This window comes from Pseudomonas silensiensis, from assembly GCF_050434865.1.
GTDB classification, from domain to species: domain Bacteria; phylum Pseudomonadota; class Gammaproteobacteria; order Pseudomonadales; family Pseudomonadaceae; genus Aquipseudomonas; species Aquipseudomonas fluorescens_W.
In genome coordinates this window covers 18,242-44,253 of record NZ_JBNDJH010000003.1, presented here as the reverse complement: position 1 = coordinate 44,253, position 26,012 = coordinate 18,242, and the positions used below count along the sequence as shown (strand labels likewise).

At 54.8% G+C, this 26,012-nt stretch carries 21 protein-coding genes and 2 pseudogenes; 11 read left to right on the top strand and 12 right to left on the bottom strand.

Going from position 1 to position 26,012, the window contains the following annotated elements; translation table 11 throughout:
• Positions 1-43: 43 nt before the first annotated feature.
• A complete protein-coding gene (locus QF010_RS04815; protein ID WP_429532512.1) occupies positions 44-925 on the bottom strand; it encodes an NAD(P)-binding domain-containing protein in 882 nt (293 codons plus the stop codon).
• Positions 926-1,140: 215 nt separating this feature from the next.
• Between QF010_RS04815 and QF010_RS04810 the strand changes: the two genes are divergently transcribed.
• The 7 genes from QF010_RS04810 to QF010_RS04780 all read left to right on the top strand — a co-directional run bounded on the left by QF010_RS04810 (position 1,141) and on the right by QF010_RS04780 (position 7,120).
• Positions 1,141-1,587 carry a cupin domain-containing protein gene (locus tag QF010_RS04810; RefSeq protein WP_429532511.1) on the top strand — a complete coding sequence of 149 codons (447 nt, stop codon included), beginning with the start codon at positions 1,141-1,143 and terminating at the stop codon, positions 1,585-1,587.
• Positions 1,588-1,625: 38 nt separating this feature from the next.
• Positions 1,626-2,306: a type 1 glutamine amidotransferase domain-containing protein gene (locus tag QF010_RS04805; RefSeq protein WP_429532510.1), complete on the top strand. Its 681-nt coding sequence runs from the start codon at positions 1,626-1,628 to the stop codon at positions 2,304-2,306.
• A gap of 58 nt (positions 2,307-2,364) precedes the next feature.
• Positions 2,365-3,159, top strand: a complete 795-nt coding sequence (locus tag QF010_RS04800) for an acetoacetate decarboxylase family protein (RefSeq protein ID WP_429532509.1) — start codon at positions 2,365-2,367, stop codon at positions 3,157-3,159.
• A gap of 320 nt (positions 3,160-3,479) precedes the next feature.
• Entirely contained in the window at positions 3,480-3,716 is a 237-nt protein-coding gene (locus QF010_RS04795; RefSeq protein ID WP_429532508.1) for a ribbon-helix-helix protein, CopG family, read from the top strand.
• A 305-nt stretch (positions 3,717-4,021) separates the two neighbouring features.
• A complete protein-coding gene (locus tag QF010_RS04790; protein WP_429532507.1) occupies positions 4,022-5,128 on the top strand; it encodes an AAA family ATPase in 1,107 nt (368 codons plus the stop codon).
• A gap of 196 nt (positions 5,129-5,324) precedes the next feature.
• The gene (locus QF010_RS04785; RefSeq protein ID WP_429532506.1) at positions 5,325-6,152 is read left to right on the top strand and encodes a pentapeptide repeat-containing protein; all 828 of its coding nucleotides are present in this window, start codon (positions 5,325-5,327) and stop codon (positions 6,150-6,152) included.
• A 260-nt stretch (positions 6,153-6,412) separates the two neighbouring features.
• The gene (locus QF010_RS04780) at positions 6,413-7,120 is read left to right on the top strand and encodes a hypothetical protein (protein ID WP_429532505.1); all 708 of its coding nucleotides are present in this window, start codon (positions 6,413-6,415) and stop codon (positions 7,118-7,120) included.
• A gap of 461 nt (positions 7,121-7,581) precedes the next feature.
• Here QF010_RS04780 and QF010_RS04775 read toward each other — a convergent pair whose 3' ends face one another.
• From QF010_RS04775 to QF010_RS04765, 3 genes are all read right to left on the bottom strand, one after another.
• Entirely contained in the window at positions 7,582-8,199 is a 618-nt protein-coding gene (locus QF010_RS04775; protein ID WP_429532504.1) for a 3'-5' exonuclease, read from the bottom strand.
• Positions 8,200-8,360: 161 nt separating this feature from the next.
• Positions 8,361-8,990, bottom strand: a complete 630-nt coding sequence (locus QF010_RS04770; RefSeq protein WP_429532503.1) for an SLATT domain-containing protein — start codon at positions 8,988-8,990, stop codon at positions 8,361-8,363.
• On the bottom strand, positions 8,987-10,300 hold the full coding sequence (locus QF010_RS04765; protein WP_429532502.1) for an SMODS domain-containing nucleotidyltransferase: 1,314 nt from the start codon (positions 10,298-10,300) through the stop codon (positions 8,987-8,989). Before QF010_RS04765 ends, QF010_RS04770 begins: the two co-directional genes overlap by 4 nt.
• Positions 10,301-10,864: 564 nt before the next feature.
• Here QF010_RS04765 and QF010_RS04760 point away from each other — a divergent pair.
• A complete protein-coding gene (locus QF010_RS04760; protein ID WP_429532501.1) occupies positions 10,865-11,425 on the top strand; it encodes an SLATT domain-containing protein in 561 nt (186 codons plus the stop codon).
• Positions 11,422-12,951, top strand: coding sequence for a nucleotidyltransferase (locus tag QF010_RS04755; RefSeq protein WP_429532500.1), 1,530 nt, complete (start codon positions 11,422-11,424; stop codon positions 12,949-12,951). The genes QF010_RS04760 and QF010_RS04755 overlap by 4 nt, the downstream gene beginning before the upstream one ends.
• 194 nt (positions 12,952-13,145) lie before the next feature.
• Here QF010_RS04755 and QF010_RS04750 read toward each other — a convergent pair.
• Both QF010_RS04750 and QF010_RS04745 read right to left on the bottom strand, forming a co-directional pair.
• Positions 13,146-13,886 (bottom strand): annotated as a pseudogene (locus tag QF010_RS04750) (glutamate synthase-related protein); the annotation flags it as partial.
• 212 nt (positions 13,887-14,098) lie between these two features.
• Positions 14,099-14,899 (bottom strand): helix-turn-helix transcriptional regulator, encoded by an 801-nt coding sequence (locus QF010_RS04745; RefSeq protein ID WP_008147857.1) that lies wholly within the window; start codon positions 14,897-14,899, stop codon positions 14,099-14,101.
• A gap of 125 nt (positions 14,900-15,024) precedes the next feature.
• On the opposite strand from QF010_RS04745, the gene QF010_RS04740 reads away from it, so the two are divergent.
• Complete coding sequence (locus tag QF010_RS04740; RefSeq protein WP_046047064.1) at positions 15,025-15,846, top strand: carbon-nitrogen hydrolase family protein; 822 nt, start codon at positions 15,025-15,027, stop codon at positions 15,844-15,846.
• A gap of 242 nt (positions 15,847-16,088) precedes the next feature.
• Positions 16,089-17,414: an APC family permease gene (locus QF010_RS04735; RefSeq protein ID WP_033057435.1), complete on the top strand. Its 1,326-nt coding sequence runs from the start codon at positions 16,089-16,091 to the stop codon at positions 17,412-17,414.
• 22 nt (positions 17,415-17,436) lie between these two features.
• Here QF010_RS04735 and QF010_RS04730 read toward each other — a convergent pair whose 3' ends face one another.
• The 6 genes and pseudogenes from QF010_RS04730 to QF010_RS04705 form a co-directional block, all read right to left on the bottom strand.
• The gene (locus QF010_RS04730) at positions 17,437-18,105 is read right to left on the bottom strand and encodes an ATP-binding protein (protein ID WP_429532628.1); all 669 of its coding nucleotides are present in this window, start codon (positions 18,103-18,105) and stop codon (positions 17,437-17,439) included.
• A gap of 57 nt (positions 18,106-18,162) precedes the next feature.
• Positions 18,163-18,249, bottom strand: a pseudogene (locus QF010_RS04725) (hypothetical protein); the annotation flags it as partial.
• 590 nt (positions 18,250-18,839) lie between these two features.
• On the bottom strand, positions 18,840-20,651 hold the full coding sequence (locus tag QF010_RS04720) for a DAHL domain-containing protein (protein ID WP_033057437.1): 1,812 nt from the start codon (positions 20,649-20,651) through the stop codon (positions 18,840-18,842).
• A complete protein-coding gene (locus QF010_RS04715; protein ID WP_033057438.1) occupies positions 20,648-21,607 on the bottom strand; it encodes a cytochrome-c peroxidase in 960 nt (319 codons plus the stop codon). The genes QF010_RS04720 and QF010_RS04715 overlap by 4 nt, the downstream gene beginning before the upstream one ends.
• A gap of 44 nt (positions 21,608-21,651) precedes the next feature.
• Positions 21,652-23,526 carry a putative bifunctional diguanylate cyclase/phosphodiesterase gene (locus QF010_RS04710; protein ID WP_429532499.1) on the bottom strand — a complete coding sequence of 625 codons (1,875 nt, stop codon included), beginning with the start codon at positions 23,524-23,526 and terminating at the stop codon, positions 21,652-21,654.
• Positions 23,523-25,829: a putative bifunctional diguanylate cyclase/phosphodiesterase gene (locus QF010_RS04705; protein WP_033057440.1), complete on the bottom strand. Its 2,307-nt coding sequence runs from the start codon at positions 25,827-25,829 to the stop codon at positions 23,523-23,525. The genes QF010_RS04710 and QF010_RS04705 overlap by 4 nt, the downstream gene beginning before the upstream one ends.
• Positions 25,830-26,012 lie beyond the last annotated feature (183 nt).

The following is a 26,012-nucleotide window of genomic DNA, read 5'->3' as shown; positions in this document are numbered from 1 at the left end:
AAAAAGCCGGCTCTTTCGTAGCCGGCTTTTTATTGCCCAATCCTTAGCCCTTTGTCCCTGCCACCAGATATTGTGAGTTGAAGCCCAAGGCACCGTGACCAGCATCCTGAGCAATCTTGAGGTCATCCGCGAGTGCCGAGATATGACTGGCCCGCAGTCCGCTTGCCTTAAGTGCATCGCGCCACTGAACAACGGCATCCAGATACACGTCCACAGTTGCCTGGATTGTGCTGAAATCGTTGGCCTCGATCTCCTTGATGCTCTTTTGCACTTTATAGCGCAGCAGATCCAACATCTTGTCGGCGAACTCCGAAAGTTGGCTCGCACTGACGCCCTGAGTCTTGGCATACGCCGCTGCCTCGAGGAAGCCGGCCAGGCCCACGGCGTAAAAGCTGCCCGTCATCGCGGCATCAACGATAGGTGGCACAGTCAGGTCTTCACCGGTGTAAATCGTGCCTTGTGGCGCCATCGGCTTAACGGTTTCTGCAATCTCGTCCCATACGGCTGGATCACATGCGTATTGAATCGCTGTGTAAGGGCCGCCAATCAGGTCAGGGTACGAAGAGATAGCAGCGTTGATAAAGATCCCGCCGCGACTTTCTACGAGACTACGAAAGCGTTGTCCGTCTTCCGGCATAGAAGTGCTGAGATTGGCCACGAAGCGACCGGCCAGATCAAGTGCCTCGATATTGCTTTCGATAAGCGATGCACCACCAGCTGCGCTGCTGATAATCATGATGGTCAGCTCGCTTGCATGCACCGCTTCCACGAAGGAAGGAGCAAGAGTGGCACCTTTTTCCACCAAGGGTTTAGTGGCTTCAGGGCGACCATCCCACACTGTGACTTTTCGTCCTGCTGCAAGCAGTGTGCGGGCGAGGCCGGAACCCATCAAGCCAGTGCCGATTACCGTTATTGTTTTAGCCATCTTCTTATTCCTCATATGGGCGAGGAGCACTCGCCGGGTTATCTACGACCCGAAAGCTAAGCTCTGAACCTCTAAGGAAATAGCCATTTTCGGCAACTCTGCTTTTTCGCCCTCCTACCGTGAGTCAGATGCGCCTGTTGCCAATTCTGGATAGGACGAACTGAACCCCAGATGTAGCTTGTGCCCACCGATACCCACAATCCGTGAGGCCTGAAATGAACCAGATCCAGAAACCACAAGACGCTTATGTGCAGGTTGACGAAGTAGAGTGGCAGGAGTTTCCAGAGCAATTTCATACCGGCGGTGTGAAGTGGAAGCTACTCCATGTTTCTCCTGAGTTTGGCATCTGGACAGTGATGTTTTTCTGTCCGAACGGCTCAATTTTGCTGCCGCACATTCACCATGGCCCAGCGGAAGGCTACGTCTTCGACGGCATTCTTGAATTGCGTGGTGGGCCAGAAAATGGCGGCGCGCTTTGCGTTAAGCACGGTTTTCTTTATGAGGCTACTGGTGCCGAGCACGAAGAAACCAAGATGCTCGCTGACACTACATTCATCCTTCAGATGGTAGGCCCAATCACCTGGAAAACCGCCGACGGTCGCGACGTTAATCAAACCTGGTCGACCGCCCAAGATTTGTGGGATCAGCAAACTGCTGCCTGAAATCCAACCATCTGGCTGAAACGTCTGGAGTGCGCACGATGAGTATTTTGTTTGTTCTAACCTCTCACGACACATTAGGTGATACCGGAAGAGAAACAGGGCTGTGGCTTGAAGAGTTTCTAGCCCCGTATTACAGCTTCGTTGACGCTGGTCTTCCTGTTCGCCTTTCCTCGCCAAAGGGAGGCAATGTCCCAGTAGATCCAGCTTCGGTGGATGCTCTGAAGGACAGCCCTCTTTACCAGCGTTATAAGTCTGATGCCATTCTGGCAGAGCGTCTGAGCTCCTCAGCCAAACTTTCATCTGTATCGGCATCTGATGTGAGCGCGCTTGTTTATCCCGGCGGCCATGGCCCTTTGTGGGACTTGCGCGATAACCCACATTCTGTGGCGCTGATCGAATCGTTTATCTCCCTAGGCAAGCCTGTTGCCACAATCTGTCATGCGGGCTGCGCACTGCTCGATGCGCGTAAAAGCGATGGACGTCCCTTGGTCGAAGGTGCCCAGGTGACTGCGTTTAGTGACAGTGAGGAAGCAGCTGTAGGCCTGGAAAAGGCAGTTCCTTATCTCGTTGAAACTGACATGAAAGCGCTTGGAGCGGTGTACTCGAAGTCCGGCGATTGGGAAAGTCACGTTGTCGTGTCTGGATCCTTGATCACTGGCCAGAATCCAGCTTCTTCTCTGGGCGTAGCCGAGGCAGTTATCAAACGCTTGAAAGCCTGAATTCCACGTCAGATTGTCACCTTTAACCTTATAAAAATACCAAGGGATACCGACTGTCATGAGTTTCGTAAAAACGAAAGAAGAGCTTCAGGAAATTCAACGAATTCTCTCTGAAGGGCGTTGCACAATTGAAGCCGTATCGATTGAGTTCGAGACGACTTTTGAATTCTTGCGGTCGGTGCTACCTCCTTGTTTTGATCTGCCTGAAACACCTACTGCCATAGCCAGCATTTCACGTTGGCAGAGCGAGTTATGCGGCGAGTTCGACTGCGGAATAATTTCGCTAAAATGTCGATACAAAGAGCTCGAAGGCACCACCATGCTCGTGTTGATTGTGAGTGGGGATATGCCCGTCACAATCGGTCGTGAGATGTGGGGGGAGGCAAAGAAAACCGGCATTGCTCAAGTCTACATGGATGGCCATGAGGCTTACGGCTTCTGCGAGCGTAACGGCACACGTTTGATCGAGATTGATGCCGAATTTGGGGACAACCTCGGCCCTTCAAGCAGTGAGAGCTACGATTTTGAGATCAAAGCGATACCTCACTCCACTGGCTTTGGTCTTCAGCACGATCCGATTCTGAACTGCATGAAGAACCAGGAAAACCTTCGTGTAAAGCGTGAAGGCAGAGGGACTCTTAAGCTAAATGGCACGGCGCTGGATCCTCTTCACACCATTCCAGTCGTATCGATTGGTACGGCTTATTACACTGAAGGTGAGTCGAGTTGGACGGTACCGCGCTTGGACGTATTGCCAGACCGGGAGGCTTATCTGCCTTTCATCTATGGGCAAAAATTCGACGATTTCCGTCTGTTCCGTAAGCCGGCGCGATTTCAAAAGTTGAGCAAATAGTACCGATTCACTTACTCAATGTTGCAATGTGCGCCCGCGCCATTGTGCTCAAGCAGCGGTACCAGACGCGGCTTGAAATTGAGCAGATACATCCTGCGTTTCGGATGTTTTTAGGCGCCTGAAAAGGCGCCTTTTTTTCGCAAAACATACGTGCGCGCTGGAAAAAAAAACCGGCATGTGGGCGTCGTGACTCGCACGTTTTAGGAGTACCTACTCAACTACGGATTTTTATTCGCGCCAGCGAGCTTCCTGATAGACCGAAGTGATTTCGGGATGCGCATTCCTGATTTAAGAGACCGGATCATTTAAAAGGGTGAAATATGTCTGTGACGACGCTAGGTATAAAGTTGGATGAACAAACACGTGCCAGGTTGAAGGCAGCGTCAGAAAAGTTGGATCGCTCACCTCACTGGTTCATGAGAAAAGCGATTTTAGAACTGATTGACAAGGTTGAGGCCGGGGCTGAAATCGAAGATGTTGTTGGTTTCGAACTCTTAGAGAAAGATTCATTGCGCTATAGCATAGCCATGCGGCGTCGTCTAGACAGTGCTTTTTAAGCCTACATTTTAGTTTGTGAGGCGGGTACCCCAACGTCATCACAGGTTGCCTCAAGGTCAACGCAATAGAGGTAGCGGTATGGCGCGAGGAGGTTTTGGATTGCTTGGCGCTTAAAGAAGCTTTACTTCAATGCTCATGGCATGGATGTCCTAGATGTGATTTGCGCAACATACATCGACATGAGCATAAAGATACATTCTGAAGAAGTTGCTTGGGATGTGCTGGTTTGATTTCGGCACTCTGTGCCATCTGTTTTCTCGTTTCGCAAACCCTTAGGCTGTTTCGACAGACAAGGAGAATTGCTATGTCCCCACTGGCCGCTGCGCTCATGAATTCCCGGATCGAGCATTCGATGTCTAGATTCAGGGCCGCAGAGTGCGCAGGCGTGAGCGAACGAACCTGGAGATCTTACGAGCAGGGCCAGCGCTCACCGCGCAAAAGCGTGGTACGAAATTTTTATGATCGATCAGGGATCTCGATGCCCCCGAACATCGCCAAGCTGCTGAGGGTTGCGCGAACGGCCCGCGTGCTGAGCATTACATCTCTCAAGGGCGGGGTCGGTAAGTCGCCCATCACCGTTGATGTAGCTGCATGTTTGGTGGAACGAGGAAGCAACGTAGCGGTAATCACCCACGATTGTTGCTTTGAGGATGGCGTTTCAAATGGTGCGCGCCCCAAGGCAGGATCGTTGGTGGCAGGCGTCGACTTCTTTGGTTATGCAGACGTATTTTTTTGCTTGGCCGAAAAAGAAAGTTTCGCCAAGCGATTGCGACACATCGTGGATCATGGGTCTTCTATGGATCGTAGCGGACTTGAGTTCGAAACGGGTGGAACATTGGGTTCGATGGTCGAGAGGATCGGATCCTCCAGAATGTTCAAAGACGTCAAGGCAGATTACGACTATGTCCTGCTTGACCTCAATCTTAAGGTTGATCTGATTCGCACAAATTCGGACTTGGTTGCGATCATCATCGACAGCGGCTGTCCTCAATCGGTAGATAGCGCCCAGCGGTTGAATATGCGATTGCTCAAAAGCAAAGGAGGGCGCCGTACACCAAGGTGCTTCGGGTTGGTCACGCGAAATGATGTAGGTGGCAGAAGCCGCGAATTGGAGGAATTTTGTGGAGGCTTGGAGATTCCGCCAGAACTGGCAGAAGGGCTGGAGGCAAGGAGGTTCGCCTCCAGCACATTCAGAGAACGAATTTTAAGTGATATCAAGTCTTTGCCCTTGACTCGTCTCATGACCCACTTGACCAATGCTCACGAGATCGTGATAGACAAGTACAACAATGATCAGCCGTTCATGGAAGGGTTTTCGTACTTTGACTCAGTGTTGGATATCTCCCCCGATTCCCATGCGGCGGACGAGATACGTAGGCTGGCCACTGAGCTTGTTGATTTGCGGTTATAGGCAGGCAAGTGCAACTCCACGTTGATGCGACTCTTGACGATGGCTGATTTTTTTTCCAGTATGTGTCTGCGCCACCGACGTTGGCGTTCAGCCCTAGCTAGGTGAAGCCTCTGCAACGTCGCTACAACATCTCTTATTGCCACCTTTAATGGTCAACTGATACTAGGGTTTAGCGTTGATCGTGAGAGGCTAGGCTATGAAATTCCCTGATACTCCTTCGCTTGCTGCTTTTAAGTCAGATGCAGCTGTTTTGCATCGTGATTTACGCAGCGGCTGTCGCTCTGCACTCGACAGAGCCATTAGTGCTCAGTTGATAAGTTCCGGCCCCGTAAACCGTGATATCTGCCTGCGTATCATTGCCAAAGAGCATGGTCTGCCATACCCCAAAATTGTTGCTAGGGATCAGATGATATCCCGGTACGCGGAACACTGTGTTTCTCAAGGGTTTTGGCGCAAACCATATGAAGGCGTATTTCGAAGAGCGCGATTCCTGTTGCAGTTCGATGCGCTTGTTGAATGTCTTCGTGACCAAGTTCCACTTGCGTCTGCTGCAGATAAGCGGGGCGTCGATTTCAGCGGATTTCATTTCAGCTCGTTGCTATTTAGCAGAATTCGTCGTGTCCTCAAACGCTTGAAAGTTCCTGATTTCAGCTACCTGCAGGCGCCCGGAAGTCTCGTGCACTACGACTGGTTTCAGGACGTTCAAAAGGCAAGCCACTGCAACTTCAGTGATGCAAAGTTCTACTGCATTACGGCTGATCCAGTGATTCAACCTGGTGCTTACGGATGGGAAACTGATTTTAGCTATGCAGATTTGCGAGGCGTTGACCTTCGAGGGGCGTACCTGCGAGGAGCCTGTTTTAAAGGGGCTAAGGTCGATGGCGCTGATCTGCGCAATGCGAATATCACTGATTGCATATTCACCGGTGTCACAGGGACATTTCTGAGCGGTGAAATCCTTTATCACAACTGGGATGTTGGCCCACAGGGCGTCGTCCCTTGGTTACCAGACGAAGAAGACTGAACCGCAGCCTCTACATGGTACCCCGCTCATACGCCTAGACGAAGTTGGGGGGGCGTGGGCGGGCGAAGAAACGTTGCGATTAAAGAACGCTTTGCAAGTGAATCATACCAACGCTAGTAACGAACATTAAGTATCACTTTGAGGTGATGCTCTATCCATGTACCTGTTTTTTTAATTCCGGATTTTTTCGAGATGAGAGGGCAAGGATTGGATCATCAACTATTGGGTGAATGGCCATTGAAGCTAAGGGGAATAAGAAAATGGAAAAAATAATAGGGTTTTTCTTGGAGAAGATTTGGCCAGCCTTGTGCGCATCCGCTCAGGACGCGCGGGAGCTCATTCAGTCGAACTCGTCCTTTTTCGCAACCATGAGAGATCGCAAGGGAGTTTGCTCGAATGCCTGGCTCTTCGGCATCTTCGTAGCGATTGGCCTGGGAGTTTTGGGGCTGCCAGCGTCTCGCTCTGCCGGCATTATTCCAAACCTTGAGTTTGCGAGCGTAATGACAATGATGAACTGGCTCCTCGTTGCGTTCTACGGGGTGTGCTTCGCGATAGGTTCTCGGCTGCTCGGAAGTGACCGCGAGATGTTGGTCAGTGTGAACACCTTCTTTTACGTCTCGGGTTGGCTGGTGGTACTCAAACTGTTCGAAATGCCTGCTTTGGGTACCCGTTTTAAAGCGATGGCACAGAGTTGTAGTGCCTTTAGCTATGACGAGGCGGTCACGTCGGCAATCCAGCAAAGCTCAATGGCCAAGACTTCAGATGATATAGTGCTGATCGGTTATGTAATGTTCATCGGCTTTGCCATCGCCAAAATGCAGCGTTCAGTGCATGACTTCGGTTGGATTCGTGCGATCCTTTCAACAGTGATTGGTATGGCTCTGTTGAGTGCGATGGTCTCGTATGTTCAAGAGCCCATCATCTCGCAGCTGATATGCAGCTATGTAAGTTATCCACTTAAGGGTTGATAACGTCTCACCTGTATCGGGCGAGCCACTTCACATCTGGCCCGCCACGATACGAACAAATGCTCGTGATACTTAAGTTTTCAAGCTCTAAACAGATCGCCGGAATCGTTTTCGGCACGCTGTCCAAGTTCGAGTGCCCCGAATATGCGATCGGCGATCCGCCGTATTAGCAGTAGCCTAGGGCGTCACAGTCATTGAAGACTCTGAGCTGCCAGCCATCGATTTCTCCGGGCATGAGGCCGTGGTAGATCTAATTCCATGACTAAATGGTGCTTGGCGTCATGAAGCGTTTGCCGAGAGCGACTTCTATCAACACCTGGAAGACATCGCGGGCGGTGGGAGGGGAGGTTGTGTTCAAATCATTCTGAGCTCGAGTCATCACCTGCCCATAGCTAAGCTGCGGTAGGAAATGGCGTCAACGGGGAGCTCGATCCTTCGGGCCGATGGGCCCGGCTCATCAATTAGCTAAGCATTTCCTTCACGATGGAAGCCACATTTCTCGCGTCGTCTATCCCACGGTGATAGGTACCCATCCAAACCAAGCCCAACGACTCTACCGTTTGCTTAAGTGATTTTGGTCGATTGTCATACAAGCCTGCATGCCATTTCCAAGCATTGAAATGGGTCAAACCTTCGAGTAAGGAAGGGCACGCAGCAAACCCTGCGTCTCGCTCAAGCTGCCTTGCATCATAGTCACCCCACGATGCCCAAGCAGCGTTTGGATATCGCGCAATAAACGCTCCCAGCTCCTGGCCAACCTCCGCATAGGTTCCAGCACTGTCCAAATCTGCTTGTCGAATGGACGTGAGCTTTTTGCAGAAGTCGGTGAGGAGGGGGTTGATCTGAGGCCGAACGAAGCGCTGGAATTCATCGACGATCTCAAGCGTTTCCAAATCGATCACCACCAGGCCAACTTCGATCGTTTCCATCTGATCAGGTGTGACTGCTAGCGGTCTTAGTTTTTCCGAATCCTCTACCTCATCACAGGTTGCCTCGAGATCTACGCAATAGAGGTAACGGTATGGCGCGAGAAGGTTTTTGATGGCTTGGAGGTGAAGGAGCTTCGCTTCAATGCTCATGGCAAGTATGTCCTAACTTTGATCTATCAAAGGTACATCTAAAGGTGCATATAACGATGCTCTGAAGGCGTTGATATGCATCGGTTCAGTGGCGAGCCAGATCGCATGAATCGGATCAAAGGGTAAGCACAAAGCCTAGATCAGCTTTGTTTGATTATCAATTATTTGTTAGGCTTAATTGCGAATGTTTCATAGCATAACTTGATTGCGTCCATTGTTCCGAGTAGTTGCCAGCAAAAAATTCCAATAATAGCGCATATGGCGATCCAGCCAGTAAGTGGAATTTTATCGCGCCAGAAAGTGAAGTTCTTCTGCTCGGCTACCCAGTCGATTTGGTATTGCCAGAAAAATTTGTAGTGAGCATACCAATCACTAAACAGTATTTGTTTGCTCATTGATCTCGAGTAGTAGTCGGACTCTATGTCCTTGAGCTGATTGTAAAAAACAGTGTTTTTGGATTCATCTTGATTGTGTTCGACTGTACGATAAAGATCTCGAAGCGCATTAAACATTTTGGTTATCGCTGCAGCGCTTTCCTCGTAAGCGCCTTTTTTGGAGTCGTAGACAGAAATGTAGATGCCTATTACCCCAAGCACTGTAAGTGCTGCAGATATGTTTTTTGCGGATAATGAGTCATTGACTAGGGCGAATATGCCCGCGGCTGTAGAGAAAAAAGCAATTAGGCCTGGAACCTTGTCAACAATATCATAAGTTGCCCAATGTTTTCTTCCGCCGAAACCGACGTTGTAGCCGGTCTCGGCGATGCATTTCAAAAGAGCTGCTTTGTTCATATGGTTTCACTGATAGGCACAAGAGCTAGATCGCGAGCCACGACTACCCCATTTTTGAGGATGTAGCATTCCACCGCATGATCACCTTTAAAGGTAGTTGACTCATTGACTGTAGCGTAACCTGAATCATCAAAGATTTGACCTCGGATGCAGTCACGTTTTTCAGCTTGTTCGCCAATGTTCAAGACCTTCCATTTGATCTCATATGGTGCAGGTACACCATTATTCGTAATGTGAAATTTCAGATTTTTACGAGCCATCAGAGGGCGACCCAGTGAAATCAGCTCGCTTAATAGGCGCTCACGGAAGCCGTTTTGAATTACATCACAGTCAATCGCAAGGGGATAGCGGATATCCACCGGAGCAATATCCTCAATGAATTGTTCTGTGTTCCGGAAGCTGTAAGAACTCGAACCCACGCTTTCCATAGCAGCTTTTAGCAATTGGTCTCTAGTGCTAGGGAAGTCTCGGCCAAATATTTTTTTCCAACGATCGCCCTCATACGGTTTACCTTCCGCCTCGATAGCATTCAGGCAGAGCTCATATGCCTTCTTTGCAGATTTTTGGAATTTCTGCTTTACGCTAACGCGTTGACGACTTCCCAGTGCGGCCCAATAGTCTTGGTTTGGAAGATGAGAGGCGTATAGGAAAAAATCCCGGATCATCCAGTCATGCCACCCGAAGCTTTTGTCAGCGTAAGTGTTGTTAGAGTTTAGGAAGTTATGAGCAAGCGTATCAATGAGTAAACCACCGATACCCAGGCCATGTTTATTTTTCCAGGCCCTGATCATCTTACAAAGATAGCGAAGGTTACCGTTGTTGTTGTCATTAGTTTTCTTGGTGGCTTCGATCTCTTCTCGCGGTTTAGTGATCTTCCAAGATCCCCCGTTATAGCTATCCGGATATTTGAAACTCCCGTCCAACTGTTCGAACACGGGTTGAACTTCGATGTGGAAGCTCGCGAATGTCACACATACCACCAAGCGGTCGACGTAGATGTTCGTATTAGGGTAACGCTTCAACAATACATTTTTGACATCTGTTAGAAGGCTCGACTGTCCACCCGCTTTGTTGTAGGTCGCCCACTCGGATGGCGGCATGATGTACAACATGTCGAGATCCGAGATGCCCTTGATTGCCGTCCAGCGACCATACGATCCAACTTGTAGATTGTATCTTGAACGAGACTCCAGGTCACGGAACCGCTTGTTGAGAGACAAAGTGATCTCACCGTAGCGCGTCTCGATAGATTCGTGGTTAGTGATTTTTATATTGTCAAAAAAAGTGCGGAAATTAGTTGCAGTTGACATGGCAGTCTCGGTTTAAATTGTCCATAACATAAGGCCAGACGCAGCATGTAGCTGCTTTCCAATTTGAGTCTAAAAAAATAATTCAGTAGCCGTCCTTCAACCACGAGGTGGGGAGGGCAACCGGTAGCAGCAAAAAGTGTTCCAGTCCACTAGATCAGCCAGACACAAGATATGCCAACTTGCATGTGAAGTGCAAGGTGATTTTCCTGTGGATAACTTTTAAGTTTTGTGAATAAGTTGTGGGTTGTTTCCGGTTTTCGTAAAGCAAGCACTGGTGTTTTCCTCGCGGTGGACAAAAAATGATCGCTGTATGTTTTTTGCACTGTTCAATGCATTGCGAAACGTACGAACACAACATGTTGTGTTTTTTGTTCGTTGAAAAGCGGCCCTAGATTCTCCGTCCTCGGGATGAGCAATCAAAAAATCCTCATCAACGCTGACCGCTAAAGGAGGAGTGGCATGGCGTTTTCTGCGAGATTTTCCCTTGCAGGGCGAAGCTTGCTAGACAGCGGTCAGCGTGCTACTTACCGACGCTGGAAAGTATGCCTCTGGAGCAGATTCTTGATGAATGATTTGATACACCTGGAAGGCCAGGTGCGGGAGTGCTTCGGGCGTGCTGTCTACACCCACAAGACCCACGAGAAGATGGCCGATTCATGTGCGGACAAGTTAGGCTCCTTCAAGGTGGCTCAACTTGTGGTATCTGCTCTCACGGCCTCTGGTGCTATTGCCGCCGCATTATTCGAGCCGCAGTGGGTAAAGGTTTTCACTGCAGTATGTTCCGTTGCCACGTTGGTAATTTCTGGCTACATGAAGGGGTTCGATCCTGGTGGTACGGCGCAAAAACACCGGGATGCGGCGAGAAGCATTTGGCCTATCCGTGAGTCCTACCTCTCGTTACTCACCGATATCAAGGCGGGTCAAATCACCTACGAACTTGGCGCAAAACGAAGAGATGACCTTCAGGCAAAGCTCGCCACTATTTATAAAGGCGCTCCTCAGACTGACGGCAAAGCCTACCTCAAAGCGCAAGAAGCCTTGAAGCTCAATGAGGAGTACACCTTTTCAGAGCAGGAAATTGATTGCTTTGTGCCTCCCTCGCTTCGCAAAGGAGGTAAGCAGTGAGTCTGGCCACCTCCGGCGATCTTTTCATCAGCGATCTGGCGAAGGCCTTGGATATCCCGCCTGAACGCTACGAAGCGGCTGATCGTAGTTACCGCTCCGTATGTGATTGGTTGGAGAGGAGGGAGTCTCAATTTTTCGGGGTCGACATTCAGGCTTATACGCAAGGGTCATTTAGGCTTGGCACAGTCATTCGCCCGGTGAACGGTGAGGAGGACTACGATCTCGACGTCATATTCGAGTTTGATCTGAGTAAGGCGCTCAATACGCAAGAGGACGTTTACGATGCTCTCGGTACCGAGCTTGTCGCCTATGCAAGGCGACATGGTATGCAAGCGCCGCTGGGCTGGGATCGATGCTGGACGCTCAACTACGCGGATACTGCGCAATTCCACATGGACTTACTTCCGTCTGTGCCTGATGCGAATCGGCAACGGGCTTTACGCGAGCAGCGGATGATTAGCCTCGCCCATGTTGAGACCTCAATCTCAATCACTGACCGTACTCACGAAAACTACCGAGTCCGTTCTGATGATTGGCCCTCTAGCAATCCAAGGGGCTACGCTGACTGGTTCTATGAACGGATGAAGCCTGCTTTTGACCAACGGCGCCGGGCAATGATGCTGGCTGAGGCAAAGGCAGATGTGGAAGACATTCCCGCATTCCGTGTTAAAACGCCTTTACAGGCCGCCATTCAACTGCTGAAACGCCATCGCGATATGTGCTTCTCAGAAGTAGAGGAGGGCCGACCGTCCTCTATCATCATCAGCACTCTTGCTGCCCACGCTTACAACCAGGAAGGTTCAGTCAGTGGAGCACTGTTATCCATCCTCAGCTCAATGGATAAGTACATTCGAGAAAAGGATGGCGTGTTCTGGATTGAAAACCCATCTAACCCTCGCGAAAACTTTGCTGACAGTTGGGAGCACAAACCGGAACTAAAGCATGGATTTTATGATTGGCTAGAGATGGCAAGGTCGGATTTCTCCCAGGCTGTGCAACAGAGCGACATGGAATCGGTTATGGATATTCTTGCTCCTCGGATGGGCCGCACTTTGGTCGAGAGCGCAGCACATACCAGGAGCCAATCCGCAGTAGTTAGGTCGATAGCCAAGCGCAAAAATCCGACCCAAAGGCTCGCTGATGCGCCACACCGAAAACCGACCACGTGGCCGAAAATCCTTGGTGGAAAGGTTACGATCTTAGCTCGGTCATCCTTGAACGGGTTTCGTACCCTGCTCGTGTCCAGCGGGCGGCCTATTCGTAAGGGTTCTACTCTCGAGTTCATTGCGTCCACAGACGTGACACCTCCATTCACTGTGTATTGGCAGGTGGTGAACACTGGGCGTGAGGCTGCAAACGCGAAAGATCTTCGAGGCAGCTTTGAGAGTTCCACAACCGAAATGGGAAGCCTATGGAAAGAGGAGCAGGCAGGTTATGTAGGCGCTCACACCATCGAGTGCTTTATCGTGAAGGGCGACTATTGCGCTGCCCGTAGCGGCCAATTCGTGGTGGAAATTCAGCATTGAGAGGAGCGCAGTGTGGAGGAATGACGGAAGCCCAAAAAGAAGAGATCAACGACTTCCACGGAGCGCCAAGCCGTTTGTTGACCTTTGCGATCGCTTGATCAGTCTTGAATTCAAGCTACGAAAGGCTGTTTTCGGGGGGCTATAGAGAACAATAGGGTGAAATTGTTTAGGTCATCATATTGACAACTTAACTTTTGCGAAATCTTGATTTCGATCATCCGCACTTGGGGTGTCTGCGCTTGGGCGGCGAAGCGTTCCGGGTCGAAGCGCCCGTCAGCGGTGCGGCAGCCGAAGTAGCCGCTGCCAAGTTCCCAGGTCAGGTCGCCGCCGTTTTCCCGGTGATAGGCGCTGATGCTGCCTTCGCCGGTGTCGTGGGCGAAGTTGCCGAGTTTTGCCCCCTGGTTCAACGCGCGAATGGCGTTGGCGCTGAGGGAGCCGAAGCTCATGGCCGAGATGTTGAACACGGACGCCGAGTACGGCTGCGTGCACTGCGGGCCGCCGACCGTTACCCGAAAACTGTTCGGGTCGCTCAATGGCGCCGGGCGCATGGAGTGGCCGATGAATTCGAAACCCGACTGATACACATCGATCAACGTGCCGAAGGGTTTGTCGGCGCTTTCGTTCTTGGCCCGTGAATAGACCAGCGAACGCTGGGCCCGGGAGAAGGGCAGGGCGTCACTGTCGGATTCAAGCAGGTACTGGCGGATTTCCGGGCGGATACCCTCCACCAGATAACGGATGTTGCCGAGGATCGGGTAATTGCGGCGCACGGCGTGAGGGCTTTGCAGCAGATCGAAAATGCCGATCAAGCTGAGCACACCGGTGACGGCTGTGATTGGCCAGAGCCAGTCGTGTTCCAGGAAGGGCAGGCTGGCGAGGGTGAACATCACACAGACGGCAAAGAAGGCGTAGCGGCTCAGGAGTGACAGGCTCATACGGTTTCCTTGGGTTCGGGACTTAGTTGTGGTGAGGCATTGGCATACAGGCTTTTGTGGCGAGGGAGCTTGCTCCCGTTCGGCTGCGCAGCAGTCGCAAACCTGTTGACGGGGCTTGTCTGACCGAACGCGTTGCCCATTTTGGGATCGCTTCGCGATCCAGCGGGAGCAAGCTCCCTCGCCACAGAGATCTCCTGTGCTAGAACAGGCAATCAGGCGTTCTGTGCCTGGAGAAAAATCGAAAACAGCTCTGACTGGGATTTGATCCCCAGTTTGCTGTACATGTGTTTCTTATGGACTTTCACGGTTTCGACAGAGATTTCCAGCTTGCGGGCGATTTCTTTACTGGAGCAACCGCTGAGCATCAAGCGCCCGACATCCAGCTCTCGGGCGGTCAATTGCGCGCCTTTGAGTTGCTGCACCGACGCCTCCAGCTGCACGCGCCAGTCGACTTGCGGTGGTGCCGGTGCGAGGGCCACGACTTCGTTGATTTCATAGGGCAGGCGTTGGCGCAACAGGCCGAGCACCCAGGGCTGGATCAGCGACAGCAAGGCAATCTGCTGGCCGCTGAAACGTTGCTTGCTGCCCAGTGACAGGCACAGCGTGCGGTCGCCTTCGAGTTGGCAATTGAACTGGATTTCATCGGCCACCACATTCAGACGAAAGTAGCGCTGGTAATACTCGGTCAGTTCGAAATGTTCCGGCGCCACTTCCGACAGGCGATAGAGCCCGGTGCGCGACTGCTCGCGACAGGCGATGTAGAACGGATCGAGCAGGTACAAACCGCGCAGGTAATCCTGGAACAACTGATCGGGACTGCCGTCCGCGCCCGGGCATTCGGCGAACACTTGCGGGTGCTGATCGGCGCTGAAAAGCAGCGCCACCCAGCTGTCGAAGGTCACGTACTGATCCAGCAACCGTACCAGCTGCGTCCAGAAATTGGGCTTGTCCAGGGCGTCGATCAGTTGCCCGACCGAGCGGTGCCACGCGATGTCGTCTAACGAAAGTGTCATGCCTCTACCCCTATCGGGTTACCCCAGCGGCGTGATTTCCCGGCCGGTGGCTTGCTGCGCATACTGGCGCACAGACACCGACCGGGCAATCTTTCTGCCAGCCTGGTTAAGAACAAGGAATACCCATGAAAGTCGAACTCGCCCAGTTGGCGGGCCGTGACAACGACACGGCTTACAACCTCGAACGCGCTCTGAAGGCGATGGCTGCCTGTGCTGCCGATACGCAGCTGATCGTGTTTCCCGAAACCCACCTGATGGGCTTCCCGTCCCTCGAGGCACTGGCTGAAACCGCTGAACCGCTGGACGGTCCGACCGTCAGCGCGGTGCTCGCTGCGGCCCGTGAACGCAACATCGCCGTGGTGATCGGCATGGCCGAGAACGACAACGGCCGCTTCTACAACACCACGCTGCTGATCACCCCCGAAGGTATCGCGCTGAAATATCGCAAGACGCACCTGTGGGCGTCGGATCGCGGTGTGTTCGAGGCCGGGGACCGTTACGCCACGTGTGAGTGGAACGGTGTGCGCGTTGGCCTGTTGATTTGCTACGACATCGAATTCCCTGAAACCGCCCGGGCCCTGGCGCAATTGGGGGCCGAACTGCTGATCGTCACCAACGGCAACATGGACCCGTACGGCCCGACTCACCGCACCGCGATCATGGCCCGTGCCCAGGAAAACCAGGCGTTCGCGCTGATGGTCAACCGGGTGGAAGAGGGCGATGGCGGGTTGGTGTTCGCGGGCGGCAGTGCGCTGGTGGATCCGCTGGGGACTTTGTTGTTCGAGGCCGGGCGGGAGGAAGGGCAGTTTGCAGTGGAGCTGGACCTGAACCAGCTGACGGCGGCGCGGCAGGATTATCGGTATCTGGATGATCAGCGGCTGCGGTTGCCGGGGGAGATTGTTGAGCATGCTTGTGGATTGCGGGAGCTGATGATTCCTCAGAGCTGATCCGGATCCTGTGTTGTCAGGGCGGGCCTCTTCGCGAGCAAGCCCGCTCCCACAGGGGATCTTCAGCGGACACAGCATTTGTAAACGACACATAACACCTGTGGGAGCGGGCTTGCTCGCGAAGAGGCCCGCCCGGTCGTCACACCTGTTTAATAGTTCACCCAATTACAACAACGAAACACCCGAAATTTAGCGCCGAACTCGGCTCTGCCATAAATCTAATAAATTCGGAGTAGTCGCTCATGGCTCGTTTGCAACGCACCCTGTCATTGGGTTCGGTGGTGCTGTTCGGCATCGCCTACATGACGCCGATCATCGTGCTCGGCACCTTTGGCATCCTCGCTCAATCCACCGCCGGCATGGTCCCGGCCGCTTACCTGGCGGCGCTGGTGGCGATGTTTTTCACCGCCATGAGTTACGGCCGAATGGCCTCGGCGTTTCCCGTCGCGGGCTCGGCCTATAGCTATGTCCGCAAGGCGATCAGCCCCAAACTCGGTTTCATCGCCGGTTGGGCCGTGCTGCTCGACTACCTGTTCCTGCCGATGGCGATCTGGCTGATCGGCGCGGCCTACCTCAACTCCGCGTTCCCGGCCGTGCCGCAGTGGATCTGGGTGCTGGCGTTCATCGGCATCACCAGTGCGATCAACATCGTCGGTCTGAAACTGGCCAACGGCATCAACGCGTTACTGATGCTGGTGCAGTTCCTGGTACTGATCGCCTTCGTTGCGCTGTGTGTTCATTACGTCGGTGGCGATGCGAGCACGCCGTTGTGGTCGGTCAAACCGTTCTTCAACGGTGACATGCAGATGCCGCTGATCATGAGCGGTGCAGCCATCGCCTGTTATTCATTCCTCGGGTTTGACGCGGTCAGCACCCTGACCGAAGAAACCCGCGACCCGCGCCGCACCATCCCGCGAGCGATCATGCTGATCACTCTCATTGGCGGGCTGATCTTTGTCGGTGTGTCGTACTTCGTGCAGATCGCGCATCCGTCGTTCCAGTTCGACAGCGTCGACTCGGCGGCTTATGAAATTGCCCGCAACATTGGTGGTGACCTTTTCGTGTCGATCTTTCTGATCGGCCTGATCGTCGGCCAGTTTGCGTCGGGCCTGTCGGCGCAGGCCAGCGGCTCGCGGCTGTTGTTCGCCATGGGCCGTGACGGTGTGCTGCCAAAATCGTTCTTCGGCACTTTGCATGAACGCTTCGGCACGCCGGTCAATAGCATCCTGCTGTGCGCCGTGGTCGCGTTGCTGGCACTTAAACTGGACGTCACCACCTCAACCTCGTTCATCAACTTCGGCGCGTTCCTGGCGTTCAGCCTGGTGAACCTGTCGGTGATCTTTCACTACTGGATTGGCGGTGAGAACAAAGGGCTGCGTGAATTCGTGTTGTTCCTGCTGTTCCCGTTTATCGGCCTGGCGGCGGATTTGTGGCTGATGGTCAGCCTCGATCACCTGGCGATCTATCTGGGCCTGAGCTGGCTGGCGATTGGCGTGGTGTACCTGGCGGTGCTGACCAGTGGCTTCCGTCGCCAACCACCGGAGATGGATTTCCAGGAAGCCACATAATTGCCTGATGGGCGAATGGTGTTCAGGCGGATGGTTTTGTTTGGCGCATCGGTAGCTCAACCCTGAATGTCGTCCCCACGCCAACTTCACTGCGCACCGTAATATCCCCCCGGTGTTTTTTCACGATGCCATAGGACAGGGACAACCCCAGTCCCGTCCCCTGGCCCACCGGTTTGGTGGTGAAGAACGGGTCGAAGATTTTCTGCAGGCAGTCCGGCGCAATGCCGGCGCCGGTGTCTGCGACTTCGATCCACACCGTTTCCGCTTCAAGCCCGGTGCGCAAGGTGATGGTGCCGCGCTCCGGGCCGATGGCCTGAGAGGCGTTGACGATCAGGTTCATGATCACCTGATTGATTTGCGAAGGCAGGCATTCGATGTCGGGCAGGACCTGATATTCCTTGAGCACATCGGCCTTGTACTTGAGTTCGTTGGCGACAATGTTCAAGGTCGATTCGATGCCCTGTTGCAGATTGGCCCACTGCCATTCCTGATTGGAGTCCACCCGGGAGAAGTCCTTCAGGTCCTTGACGATCTGCCCGACCCGGTTGATGCCGTCCTTGGATTCCTTGATCAGCAGCGGAATGTCCTCGCGCAGGAACTCCAGCTCGACCCGTTCGCGCAGTTGGTTCAAACGCTCGACGAGCTCGCTGGAACCGATTGCCTCTTCCGCATCCCGATAGGCGTCGAGCATTTCCTGCAGCTGTTTGAAGTAGCCATCCAGAGTGCCGAGGTTGGAGGAAATGAAGCCGATGGGGTTGTTGATTTCATGAGCGACGCCCGCCGCGAGTTGTCCCAATGACGCGAGTTTTTCCGATTGCACCAATTGGGTTTCAAGCTGTTTGCGCTCGTCGATTTCCCGCTGCAACTCAACGCTGGCCTCGGTGAACTGCCGGGTTCGGCGCTCGACCATCTGCCCTAAATGGTCCATCTGCACGCTGGCCCGTTCGGTCATGTCCCATTTGGTCAGCAAGGTGTTGGCCATTTGCTGGACTTCAATGTTGTCGAACGGCTTTTTCAGGATCAACAGTCGATCATGGGCCTTCAATCGATCGAGCAGTTCATCCCAGGAATAGTCGGAATAGGCGGTGCACACCACCACTTGCAGGCGCGGGTCGGCCTGCCACAAATGTTCGATGGTCTGCGCACCGTCCCAGCCCTCGGGCATGCGCATGTCGACGAAGGCCAGGGCGTAGGGGCGTTGTTCCTGCATGGCTTCGTTCAGTTTGCCCAGGCCTTCCTGGCCGCCATAGGCCGAGTCCAGCTCGAACAGCGCAGTGGTTGATTTCACTTCGTTGCCAAACAGCGCGGCTTCCATCTCGTCCAGTTCGACGGTCTGCTCCGGCATGGGGGTGAGAATCTTGCGGAAATCCACGTGAATGGACGGGGTGTCATCGATCAGCAGAATGCGTCGGTTCGAAGGTTTGCTCATGCTTCCTCCGGTACGGTTTTCAGCGGGATCTGCAACGTGAACAGCGCGCCTTTGCCCGGTCCGTCGCTATGGGCGGTGAGGTGGCCGTTCATTTCGATGGCGGCCAGGGCGCAGCTGTGCAGGCCGAAGCCATGGCCTTCCTTGCGGGTGGTAAACCCGTGGGCAAAGATGCGCGTCATGTTTTCCTCGGCGATGCCTTCGCCGTCGTCCTTGACGCTGACTTGCAGGGTCTTGTCTTCGACGATTTTCACCCCCAGGGTCATTTGTCGCGGGCGATTGCTGAGGTCGGACATGGCGTATTTGGCGTTGCTGATCAGGTTGATCAGGATCAGCAGCAACCGGTGCTTGTCCCCCATGACTCGCGGCACGTCGCTGTACTCCTTGACCACCGTGACGTGGTGTCGGGTCAGGGCGCCGGAGTTCATGCGCAGGGCGTCCTCCAGCAATTCGCTGATGTGCAGCGGTTCCATCAGGCTGTTGGCGCCCGCGTAGGATTGCTGGGTGGCGACGATGTCCTTGATGTGGTCCACGCTTTTGGTCAGTTGGGACAGTTCGTCGGTCATGCCTTGTTGTTCCAGGGCTATCGCGTCCACCAGTTGATTCAGGTAGCCCGGTAGCAACTTGCCTTTTGGGTCCTCGGTCAGAAAGGTGCCGAGGTCGCCTGGGTGTTCGTTGATCAGCTGCATGGCCTTGCCCAGGCCCTGCGCTTTGCTGGCGCGCAGTTTGCGGGTCACCAGGTCGGCCGAAATGTTCACGCTGTTGAGCACGTTGCCGACGTTGTGCAGCACATTGGTGGCGATCTCGGCCATGCCGGCCTGGCGCGCGGTGTCGAGCAGTTCGCTCTGGGTATCCTTGAGTTCGCGGGTGCGCTCTTCAACGCGCAGTTCGAGGTCCTCATTGGCGGTTTGCAGGGCTTTGTTGACGCGATTGATCACGGTGAAACTGCGCATCAGGTGAATCGCCAGGTAAACCAGCAACAGCACCAACAGTACGGAAAACACCAGCATGTAGAAGTGATAACGCTGATCGATCGCGTCGGTCCGCTGCTGGTCGGTGTTCAGCAGGTTGGTAATGTCGTCCAGGCGTTCGGCCACGGGAACGGCTTCGATGTTTTCCAGCAACCGATTGACCACAGGTTGTTCGCGCAGGATCAGCGCGATGTGGTTGCTCATGATATCGATCGTTCTGTGGAACTGTTCAGGTAGACGCTGTTTGTTCACCCCCAGTTTGTTCAGCCCGACCAGGATGTCGGCGGCCTTGTCATCGGAAGTGACCTGGGCGAACTCCAGGCTGCTGAGCAGCAAGTCATACGTGTCGGTGGCAATGTTCTGAAGTTGCAGTTGGTCCTCGTCCACCAACCGGGACAGCTGTTCCTGAATGTCGTCCTCGGCGGTGGGCAGGAACGCCAGTGAGTTGCGCAGCACGGCGTTGTGAGACTTGAACTGCTCCACCAAGCGGGTCTTTTCCTGAATGGCAGTCAGGTACGCTTCATGGCTGGCGCGCCAGATGGGTGAGTCGTTGCGGCCGTGGTTCGACTCCATGGTATCGAACCGCTCCCACAGGTTCGTTATCTCGGTCAGCGGTGTGACCAACGGATCGTAGTTGTGACTGATGGCGACCCTGGCCTTGAGGATCTCGGTTTCCCATTGTGCGTTCAACTGCTTGATCCGGCCGATCAAGTCCCGGGATTCGGTGTAGGTCGTCGTCTGGTTCGAGCTGGATTTGAGGTACAGAAACAGCAGCACTGAAGCCAGCATCAGGGCCACGACGCCGAGCAACGCCAGGTTGCGACGGTTAGACGTTTTCATAAGGGCTTGCCTCCCCATTCACCGGTCAGGGTCTTGAGGAATTTGATGATCAGCGTCTTGTCATCGGCAGAGGGAATACGACCGAGCTGGAACTTGAACATCACATCTACCGCCTCTTCGAGGGTTTTGGCCGAACCATCGTGGAAATACGGAGCGGTCACGGCGACGTTGCGCAGGCTCGGAACCTTGAACACGTTGCGGTCCTCTTCGTCTTTGGTGACCAGATAGCGGCCCAGGTCGGCTTCGGTGGGGTTGCCCCGAGTCTTGAAGTAGTCGCCCATGACCCCGAACTTCTGGAACATGTTGCCGCCGATGTTGACGCCCTGATGGCAGGCGATGCAGCCGTAGTCCTTGAAGCGTTGGTAACCGTATTTCTCGTCGAGGGTGAGAATGTCGGTATCGCCTTGCAGGTATTGATCGAAACGCGAGTTGGCGCTGATCAGCGTGCGTTCATAGGTGGCCAGGGCATTCTGCACATTATTCATGGTCACGCCGTCCGGGTAGGCGTTGGCGAACGAGGTCCGATAAGCCGGATCGGCGCTCAGCATCTGCACCACATGCTCCCAGTTACTGCCCATTTCACTGGGGCTTTGCACCACGCCGTGGATCTGGGTTTCCAGGGTGTCGGCGCGGCCGTTCCAGAATTGCCGGAAGTTCAGGCTGGCGTTGAACACGCTGGGGGTGTTGATCGTCAACGGAAGGCCGGCGAAACCAATGGAAAACGCCTTGTTGTCGGCGCCGCCGTTTTCCAGTCGATGGCAACTGGCGCAGGACAGTGAGCTGTCGACCGACAAGCGCGGTTCATTGAACAACTGGCGCCCGAGTTCGACCTGCAGCGGATTCTGCTGGGGCACTGCCGGCAGTGGTTTGAGCGCTTCATTCAGCGGCGCGGCGCCGGCGCTCAGGCAGAGTCCGAACAGCAGCGCCAATAACAGACGGGGAAAGGAAGGCGACATCTGATGATTCCTTGGCATGGGGCCTGTGTGTCGTTGTGCATCGTTCACGTAGCTGCGGATGAAGAGGGCTTCACCGACCCCAGATACCGGACGAAGGCGTCCGGCTCCACGGCTTTGCTGAAGTAGAAACCCTGGCCTTCCTCGCATTGATGGGCCTTGAGGAAATCCAGTTGTTCGAGGGTTTCCACCCCTTCGGCAATGATGGTCAGCTTGAGGCTCCGGCCCAGGCTGATAATGGCGCTGACCAGCGCGGCGTCGTTGCTGTCGCTGCTTAAACCGCGAATGAACGACTGGTCGATTTTCAGCACGTCGATGGGAAAACGCCGCAAGTAGCTCAGGCTGGAATATCCGGTACCGAAGTCATCGATGGCCAGTCGCACGCCTATCACCTTGAGCCGGGTCAGGGCGCTCACCGTGGTGTCGACGTTTTGCATCAGCACGCCTTCGGTGATTTCCAGCTCCAGCAAGGCCGGTTCCATCCCTGTTTTTTTGAGTGTCTGTTCGATGCCGTCGACAAAGTCCCGCTGACGGAAATCAATGGCCGACATATTCACCGACATACAGATCTTCGGCAGCCCCGCGGCCTGCCAGGCGCAGGCTTGTCGGCACGCCTCGGCCAGTACCCATTTGCTCAGCGGCACGATCAAGCCGCTGTCTTCGGCCACACTGATGAAATCCGAGGGGTAGACCAGGCCGTGCCCCGGTTTTTGCCAGCGGATCAGTGCCTCGGCACCGACCACCTGGCCGCTGCCCAGGTCCAGTTTGGGTTGGTAATGCAGGACAAATTCGTTGCGCTCCAGCGCCAGGCGAATGCCGGTCTCGATGCTTTGCTGATCCCGGGCGCGCTGGTTCATGTCGTCGATGAAAAACCTGAAATCGTTCGGGCCGCTTTCCTTGACGTTGCGCATCGCGGTTTCGGCTTTTTTGATCAGCGAGATCGCATCGAAGCCATCGTCGGGATAGATGCTGATTCCCAGGCTGGCGGTCACACACAAGTCGTGACCGGCAATGTGCTGGGGCGCGCGGATGGCACTCAAGAGTTTTTCGGCGATGCCCTTGGTCTGCTGAGGGTGGCGAACATCGGCGAGGATCACTACGAATTCGTCAGCGCCATAGCGAAACACCGAGTCGGACTCGCGCACCGTCGCCACCAGACTGCGGCCGACCTGTTTAAGCATTTCATCACCGGCCGGATGCCCCAGGGCATTGTTGATGCGCTTGAAGCGATCGAGGCCCAGAAACATCACGGCCAGTTGCTTGTCATGGCGACGGGACAGGGCCAGGGACTGGTTCAACCGGTCACCGAGCAACGTGCTGTTGGGCAGCTCGGTCAGCACGTCGTACTGCAACAGGTGCGACACCTTGAGCAATTCGTGGACCCGCGCCTCGATGGTTTGCTCCAGGCTCAGGACCTTCATCGCCGCGTCCTGCGCCATCTGCCATTTCCAGGTCAGGGCACTGGCCATCTGGCGGATTTCCAGGCTGTCGAAGGGTTTTTTCAGCACCAGCAACTGGTCGCCGAATTCCAGCCGTTCGGCCATGTCTTCCCAGGTGTAATCGGAATAGGCCGTGCACAACGCGATTTGCAGGTGAGGATCGGCTTTCCACAGTTGTTCGATGGTTTCCAGGCCGTCCCAGCCTGGTGGCATGCGCATGTCGGTGAACGCCATGGCATAGGGACGACCTTCGGCCAGTGCGCGAGTGACCAGTTCGAGGGCTTCCTCGCCCTGGTAGGCCGAGTCGAGCTGGAACGTCAGCCGATCTAGCTGCACGGTGCCGAACAGGGCCTCTTCAGCACCGGCCAGGGTCTGTTCACCTTCAATCTCAGGGCCGAGGATCTTGCGAAAATCCTCATGGATCGAAGGCGTGTCATCGACGATCAGGATGCGCCGGTTGGTCCGCACGAAAGGCGTTTTCATCCTTTGTCCTCCGTGAAGCGTGGCGGGTTGTTCCGGATCGGCCCGATGTCGTGGTTCGGGGGCACGATGCTGCCGGCTTTCAGCAGCTCGGCAGCCTGCTGGCTGCTGACCGCTTTGCTGAAGAAGTAACCCTGGGCGTTCATCGGTGAACCGGTGGCCATCAGCGAGCTGCGCTGCTCCTGGGTTTCGACGCCCTCGGCAATGATGCCGATCCCGACGTCACGGGCGAAGTTGATGATGGCGCGCAAGGTGTTCGCGCTGGCCGGATCGCGGGCGGCGTTGTCGATGAAGGCCTGCGCGAGTTTCAGGTGATTGACCTGGTAGGTCTTGAGGTAGTCGAACGAGGAGTACTCGGTGCCGAAGTCGTCGATGGCGATCTTCACGCCCAGTTCACGCAGGCGCGGCAACACATCGTTGTGGGTCCATTTGGTCTGGGCCAGCGTCGCTTCAGTGACGTCGAAGCGCAGGTCCCAGGGGCAGAGCTCCCAACGTGCCGTGGTGCGCAGCACGTCATAGATCAGTTCAGGACCACTTTTGAGTTGGGCCAGGGACAGCTTGATCGCAATCACCGGCGGCGCCATTCCCTCATCGCGCCATTGACGCATTTGCTGACAGGCGCGATCCAGCACCCAGTGACCGAGCGCGACGATGGTGCCGGTCTTCTCCGCAGCGGGCAGGAACGTCGAGGCGTCCAGCAGACCGCGTTCAGGGTGGTTCCAGGTGACTTGCGCTTCCATGCCGAGGATTTTGCCGCTGCTCAGGTCCACTTCCGGCCAATAATGCAGTTCAAGTTCTTCGTGTTCGATGGCCGCTCTCAAGTCGCTGGCGATGGCCATGCGTTCGACCATCTCCTGATTGATCTCCTCTGAGTGGAAGTGGTACTGGTTGCGACCCTTTTCCTTGGAGCGATACAGCGCCATGTCGGCCTGGGTCAGCAGGCCGTCGGCGCTGGTGCTTTCGGGGGTGCAGCTGCTGATGCCGATACTCACCGAGACCCGCACATCATTGCCGGCCAGGGAGTAGGGCAGTACCAACGTATCGCGGATCTTGGCGGCCAGGGCTGCGGATTGGGTCGGGTCACTGACGTCCAGTTGCAAGATCGCGAACTCGTCACCGCCGAGGCGGGCAACCACATCGTTTTCGCGTACGCAGGCCTTGATCCGGCGTGCAACCTCTTGCAGCAACAGGTCGCCCACCGGATGGCCGAGGGTATCGTTGATGCGTTTGAAGTGATCCAGGTCCAGGTAAAACATGGCGAACGGTGCCGCCCCCCGACGCGCAGAGGCGAACGCCTGGTGCAGCCGCTCGATCAGCGTCGCACGGTTGGCCAGCCCGGTCAGCCCGTCGGTGCGGGCGAGCAGGGCAATTTTCTCCTCGGCAATTTTGCGTTCAGTGATGTCGATGATGATGCCTTCGACTTCCAGCAAACGGCCTTCATCGTCGCGCACCGGGATGTAGCGGTTTTCGACCCAGCGCCAGGCTCCTTCGCCGGTGCGCATGCGGAATTCGATGGAAGCGCCCGCCGCATGACGGTCCAGCACCCGGGCCATGGCGGTGTCGACCTTGGTTTGATCATCGGGATGGACCAGTTCCTGGGCCCAGTTGGCCGAGGCGACCAGTTTCGCCGCGACATGACCGTATTTGGTGATGTTGTGCGAGATATACATCAACGGAAACGACGGCTCGCCGCGCAACCGATACAGAATGGTGGGGCTGTTCTGCACGATGATGTTGGCGTCGGACAGCTCGCGGGTGCGCTCTTCGACCGCCTGTTCGAGCAGCGACATCTTCAGCTCTGCGTCTTCGGTCATTTGCCACTTGGCCGTCAATGCGCTGGCCATCTGGCGGATTTCGATGGCATCGAAGGGTTTTTTCAGAATCAGCAGGCGATCGCCCAGTTCCAGGCGTTCGTCGATGTCTTCCCAGGAATAGTCGGAATAAGCGGTGCACAGCGCCACTTGCAGCTTGGGATCGACCTGCCACAGCCGTTCGATGGTTTCCAGCCCGTCCCAGCCCGGCGGCATGCGCATGTCGATGAAAGCCATTGCATAGGGCATGTCGTTGGCCAGCGCCGTCTCGACCTTGCCCAGGGCTTCGAGGCCCTGAAACGCCGAGTCGAGCACGAAGCTTTGCAGCGATAGCGCCGCAGGGGTTCCGAACAGGGCGTTTTCGGCGCTGATCAGGCTGTCGTCATCAATCGATGGCGGGCTGAGGATCTTGGCGAAGTCCGCATGAATAGAAGCGGTGTCGTCGACGATAAGAATCCGCCGGTTGGTCCGTGCCAGCAGCGTATTTATCGACATACGCCAGTACCGGCAGTGGTTTGATGCGGTTTAGTCATAGGGGGCATCCTTTCCCTGATCACCTGGCCGAACGTACAGATTATGGATCCGAGTCAGCTGAGCATAGTCGTCTGTCCAGAACTTCGTGCAACTGAATGAGCTGAATCATTTCTGTTGCCGGGCTGAAAATCATCTAGCCTGTAG

Excerpts from the sequence above, each read along its gene's own strand:
- QF010_RS04760 (WP_429532501.1), top strand. The coding sequence starts at position 10,865 with ATGAATGATTTGATACACCTGGAAGGCCAGGTGCGGGAGTGCTTCGGG.
- QF010_RS04740 (WP_046047064.1), top strand. The coding sequence starts at position 15,025 with ATGAAAGTCGAACTCGCCCAGTTGGCGGGCCGTGACAACGACACGGCT.
- QF010_RS04800 (WP_429532509.1), top strand. The coding sequence starts at position 2,365 with ATGAGTTTCGTAAAAACGAAAGAAGAGCTTCAGGAAATTCAACGAATT.
- QF010_RS04810 (WP_429532511.1), top strand. The coding sequence starts at position 1,141 with ATGAACCAGATCCAGAAACCACAAGACGCTTATGTGCAGGTTGACGAA.
- QF010_RS04785 (WP_429532506.1), top strand. The coding sequence starts at position 5,325 with ATGAAATTCCCTGATACTCCTTCGCTTGCTGCTTTTAAGTCAGATGCA.
- QF010_RS04805 (WP_429532510.1), top strand. The coding sequence starts at position 1,626 with ATGAGTATTTTGTTTGTTCTAACCTCTCACGACACATTAGGTGATACC.
- QF010_RS04790 (WP_429532507.1), top strand. The coding sequence starts at position 4,022 with ATGTCCCCACTGGCCGCTGCGCTCATGAATTCCCGGATCGAGCATTCG.
- QF010_RS04735 (WP_033057435.1), top strand. The coding sequence starts at position 16,089 with ATGGCTCGTTTGCAACGCACCCTGTCATTGGGTTCGGTGGTGCTGTTC.
- QF010_RS04770 (WP_429532503.1), bottom strand. The coding sequence starts at position 8,990 with ATGAACAAAGCAGCTCTTTTGAAATGCATCGCCGAGACCGGCTACAAC.
- QF010_RS04780 (WP_429532505.1), top strand. The coding sequence starts at position 6,413 with ATGGAAAAAATAATAGGGTTTTTCTTGGAGAAGATTTGGCCAGCCTTG.
- QF010_RS04715 (WP_033057438.1), bottom strand. The coding sequence starts at position 21,607 with ATGTCGCCTTCCTTTCCCCGTCTGTTATTGGCGCTGCTGTTCGGACTC.
- QF010_RS04720 (WP_033057437.1), bottom strand. The coding sequence starts at position 20,651 with ATGAAAACGTCTAACCGTCGCAACCTGGCGTTGCTCGGCGTCGTGGCC.
- QF010_RS04710 (WP_429532499.1), bottom strand. The coding sequence starts at position 23,526 with ATGAAAACGCCTTTCGTGCGGACCAACCGGCGCATCCTGATCGTCGAT.
- QF010_RS04775 (WP_429532504.1), bottom strand. The coding sequence starts at position 8,199 with ATGAGCATTGAAGCGAAGCTCCTTCACCTCCAAGCCATCAAAAACCTT.
- QF010_RS04705 (WP_033057440.1), bottom strand. The coding sequence starts at position 25,829 with ATGTCGATAAATACGCTGCTGGCACGGACCAACCGGCGGATTCTTATC.
- QF010_RS04745 (WP_008147857.1), bottom strand. The coding sequence starts at position 14,899 with ATGACACTTTCGTTAGACGACATCGCGTGGCACCGCTCGGTCGGGCAA.
- QF010_RS04815 (WP_429532512.1), bottom strand. The coding sequence starts at position 925 with ATGGCTAAAACAATAACGGTAATCGGCACTGGCTTGATGGGTTCCGGC.
- QF010_RS04730 (WP_429532628.1), bottom strand. The coding sequence starts at position 18,105 with ATGCTCGACGCCTATCGGGATGCGGAAGAGGCAATCGGTTCCAGCGAG.
- QF010_RS04765 (WP_429532502.1), bottom strand. The coding sequence starts at position 10,300 with ATGTCAACTGCAACTAATTTCCGCACTTTTTTTGACAATATAAAAATC.
- QF010_RS04795 (WP_429532508.1), top strand. The coding sequence starts at position 3,480 with ATGTCTGTGACGACGCTAGGTATAAAGTTGGATGAACAAACACGTGCC.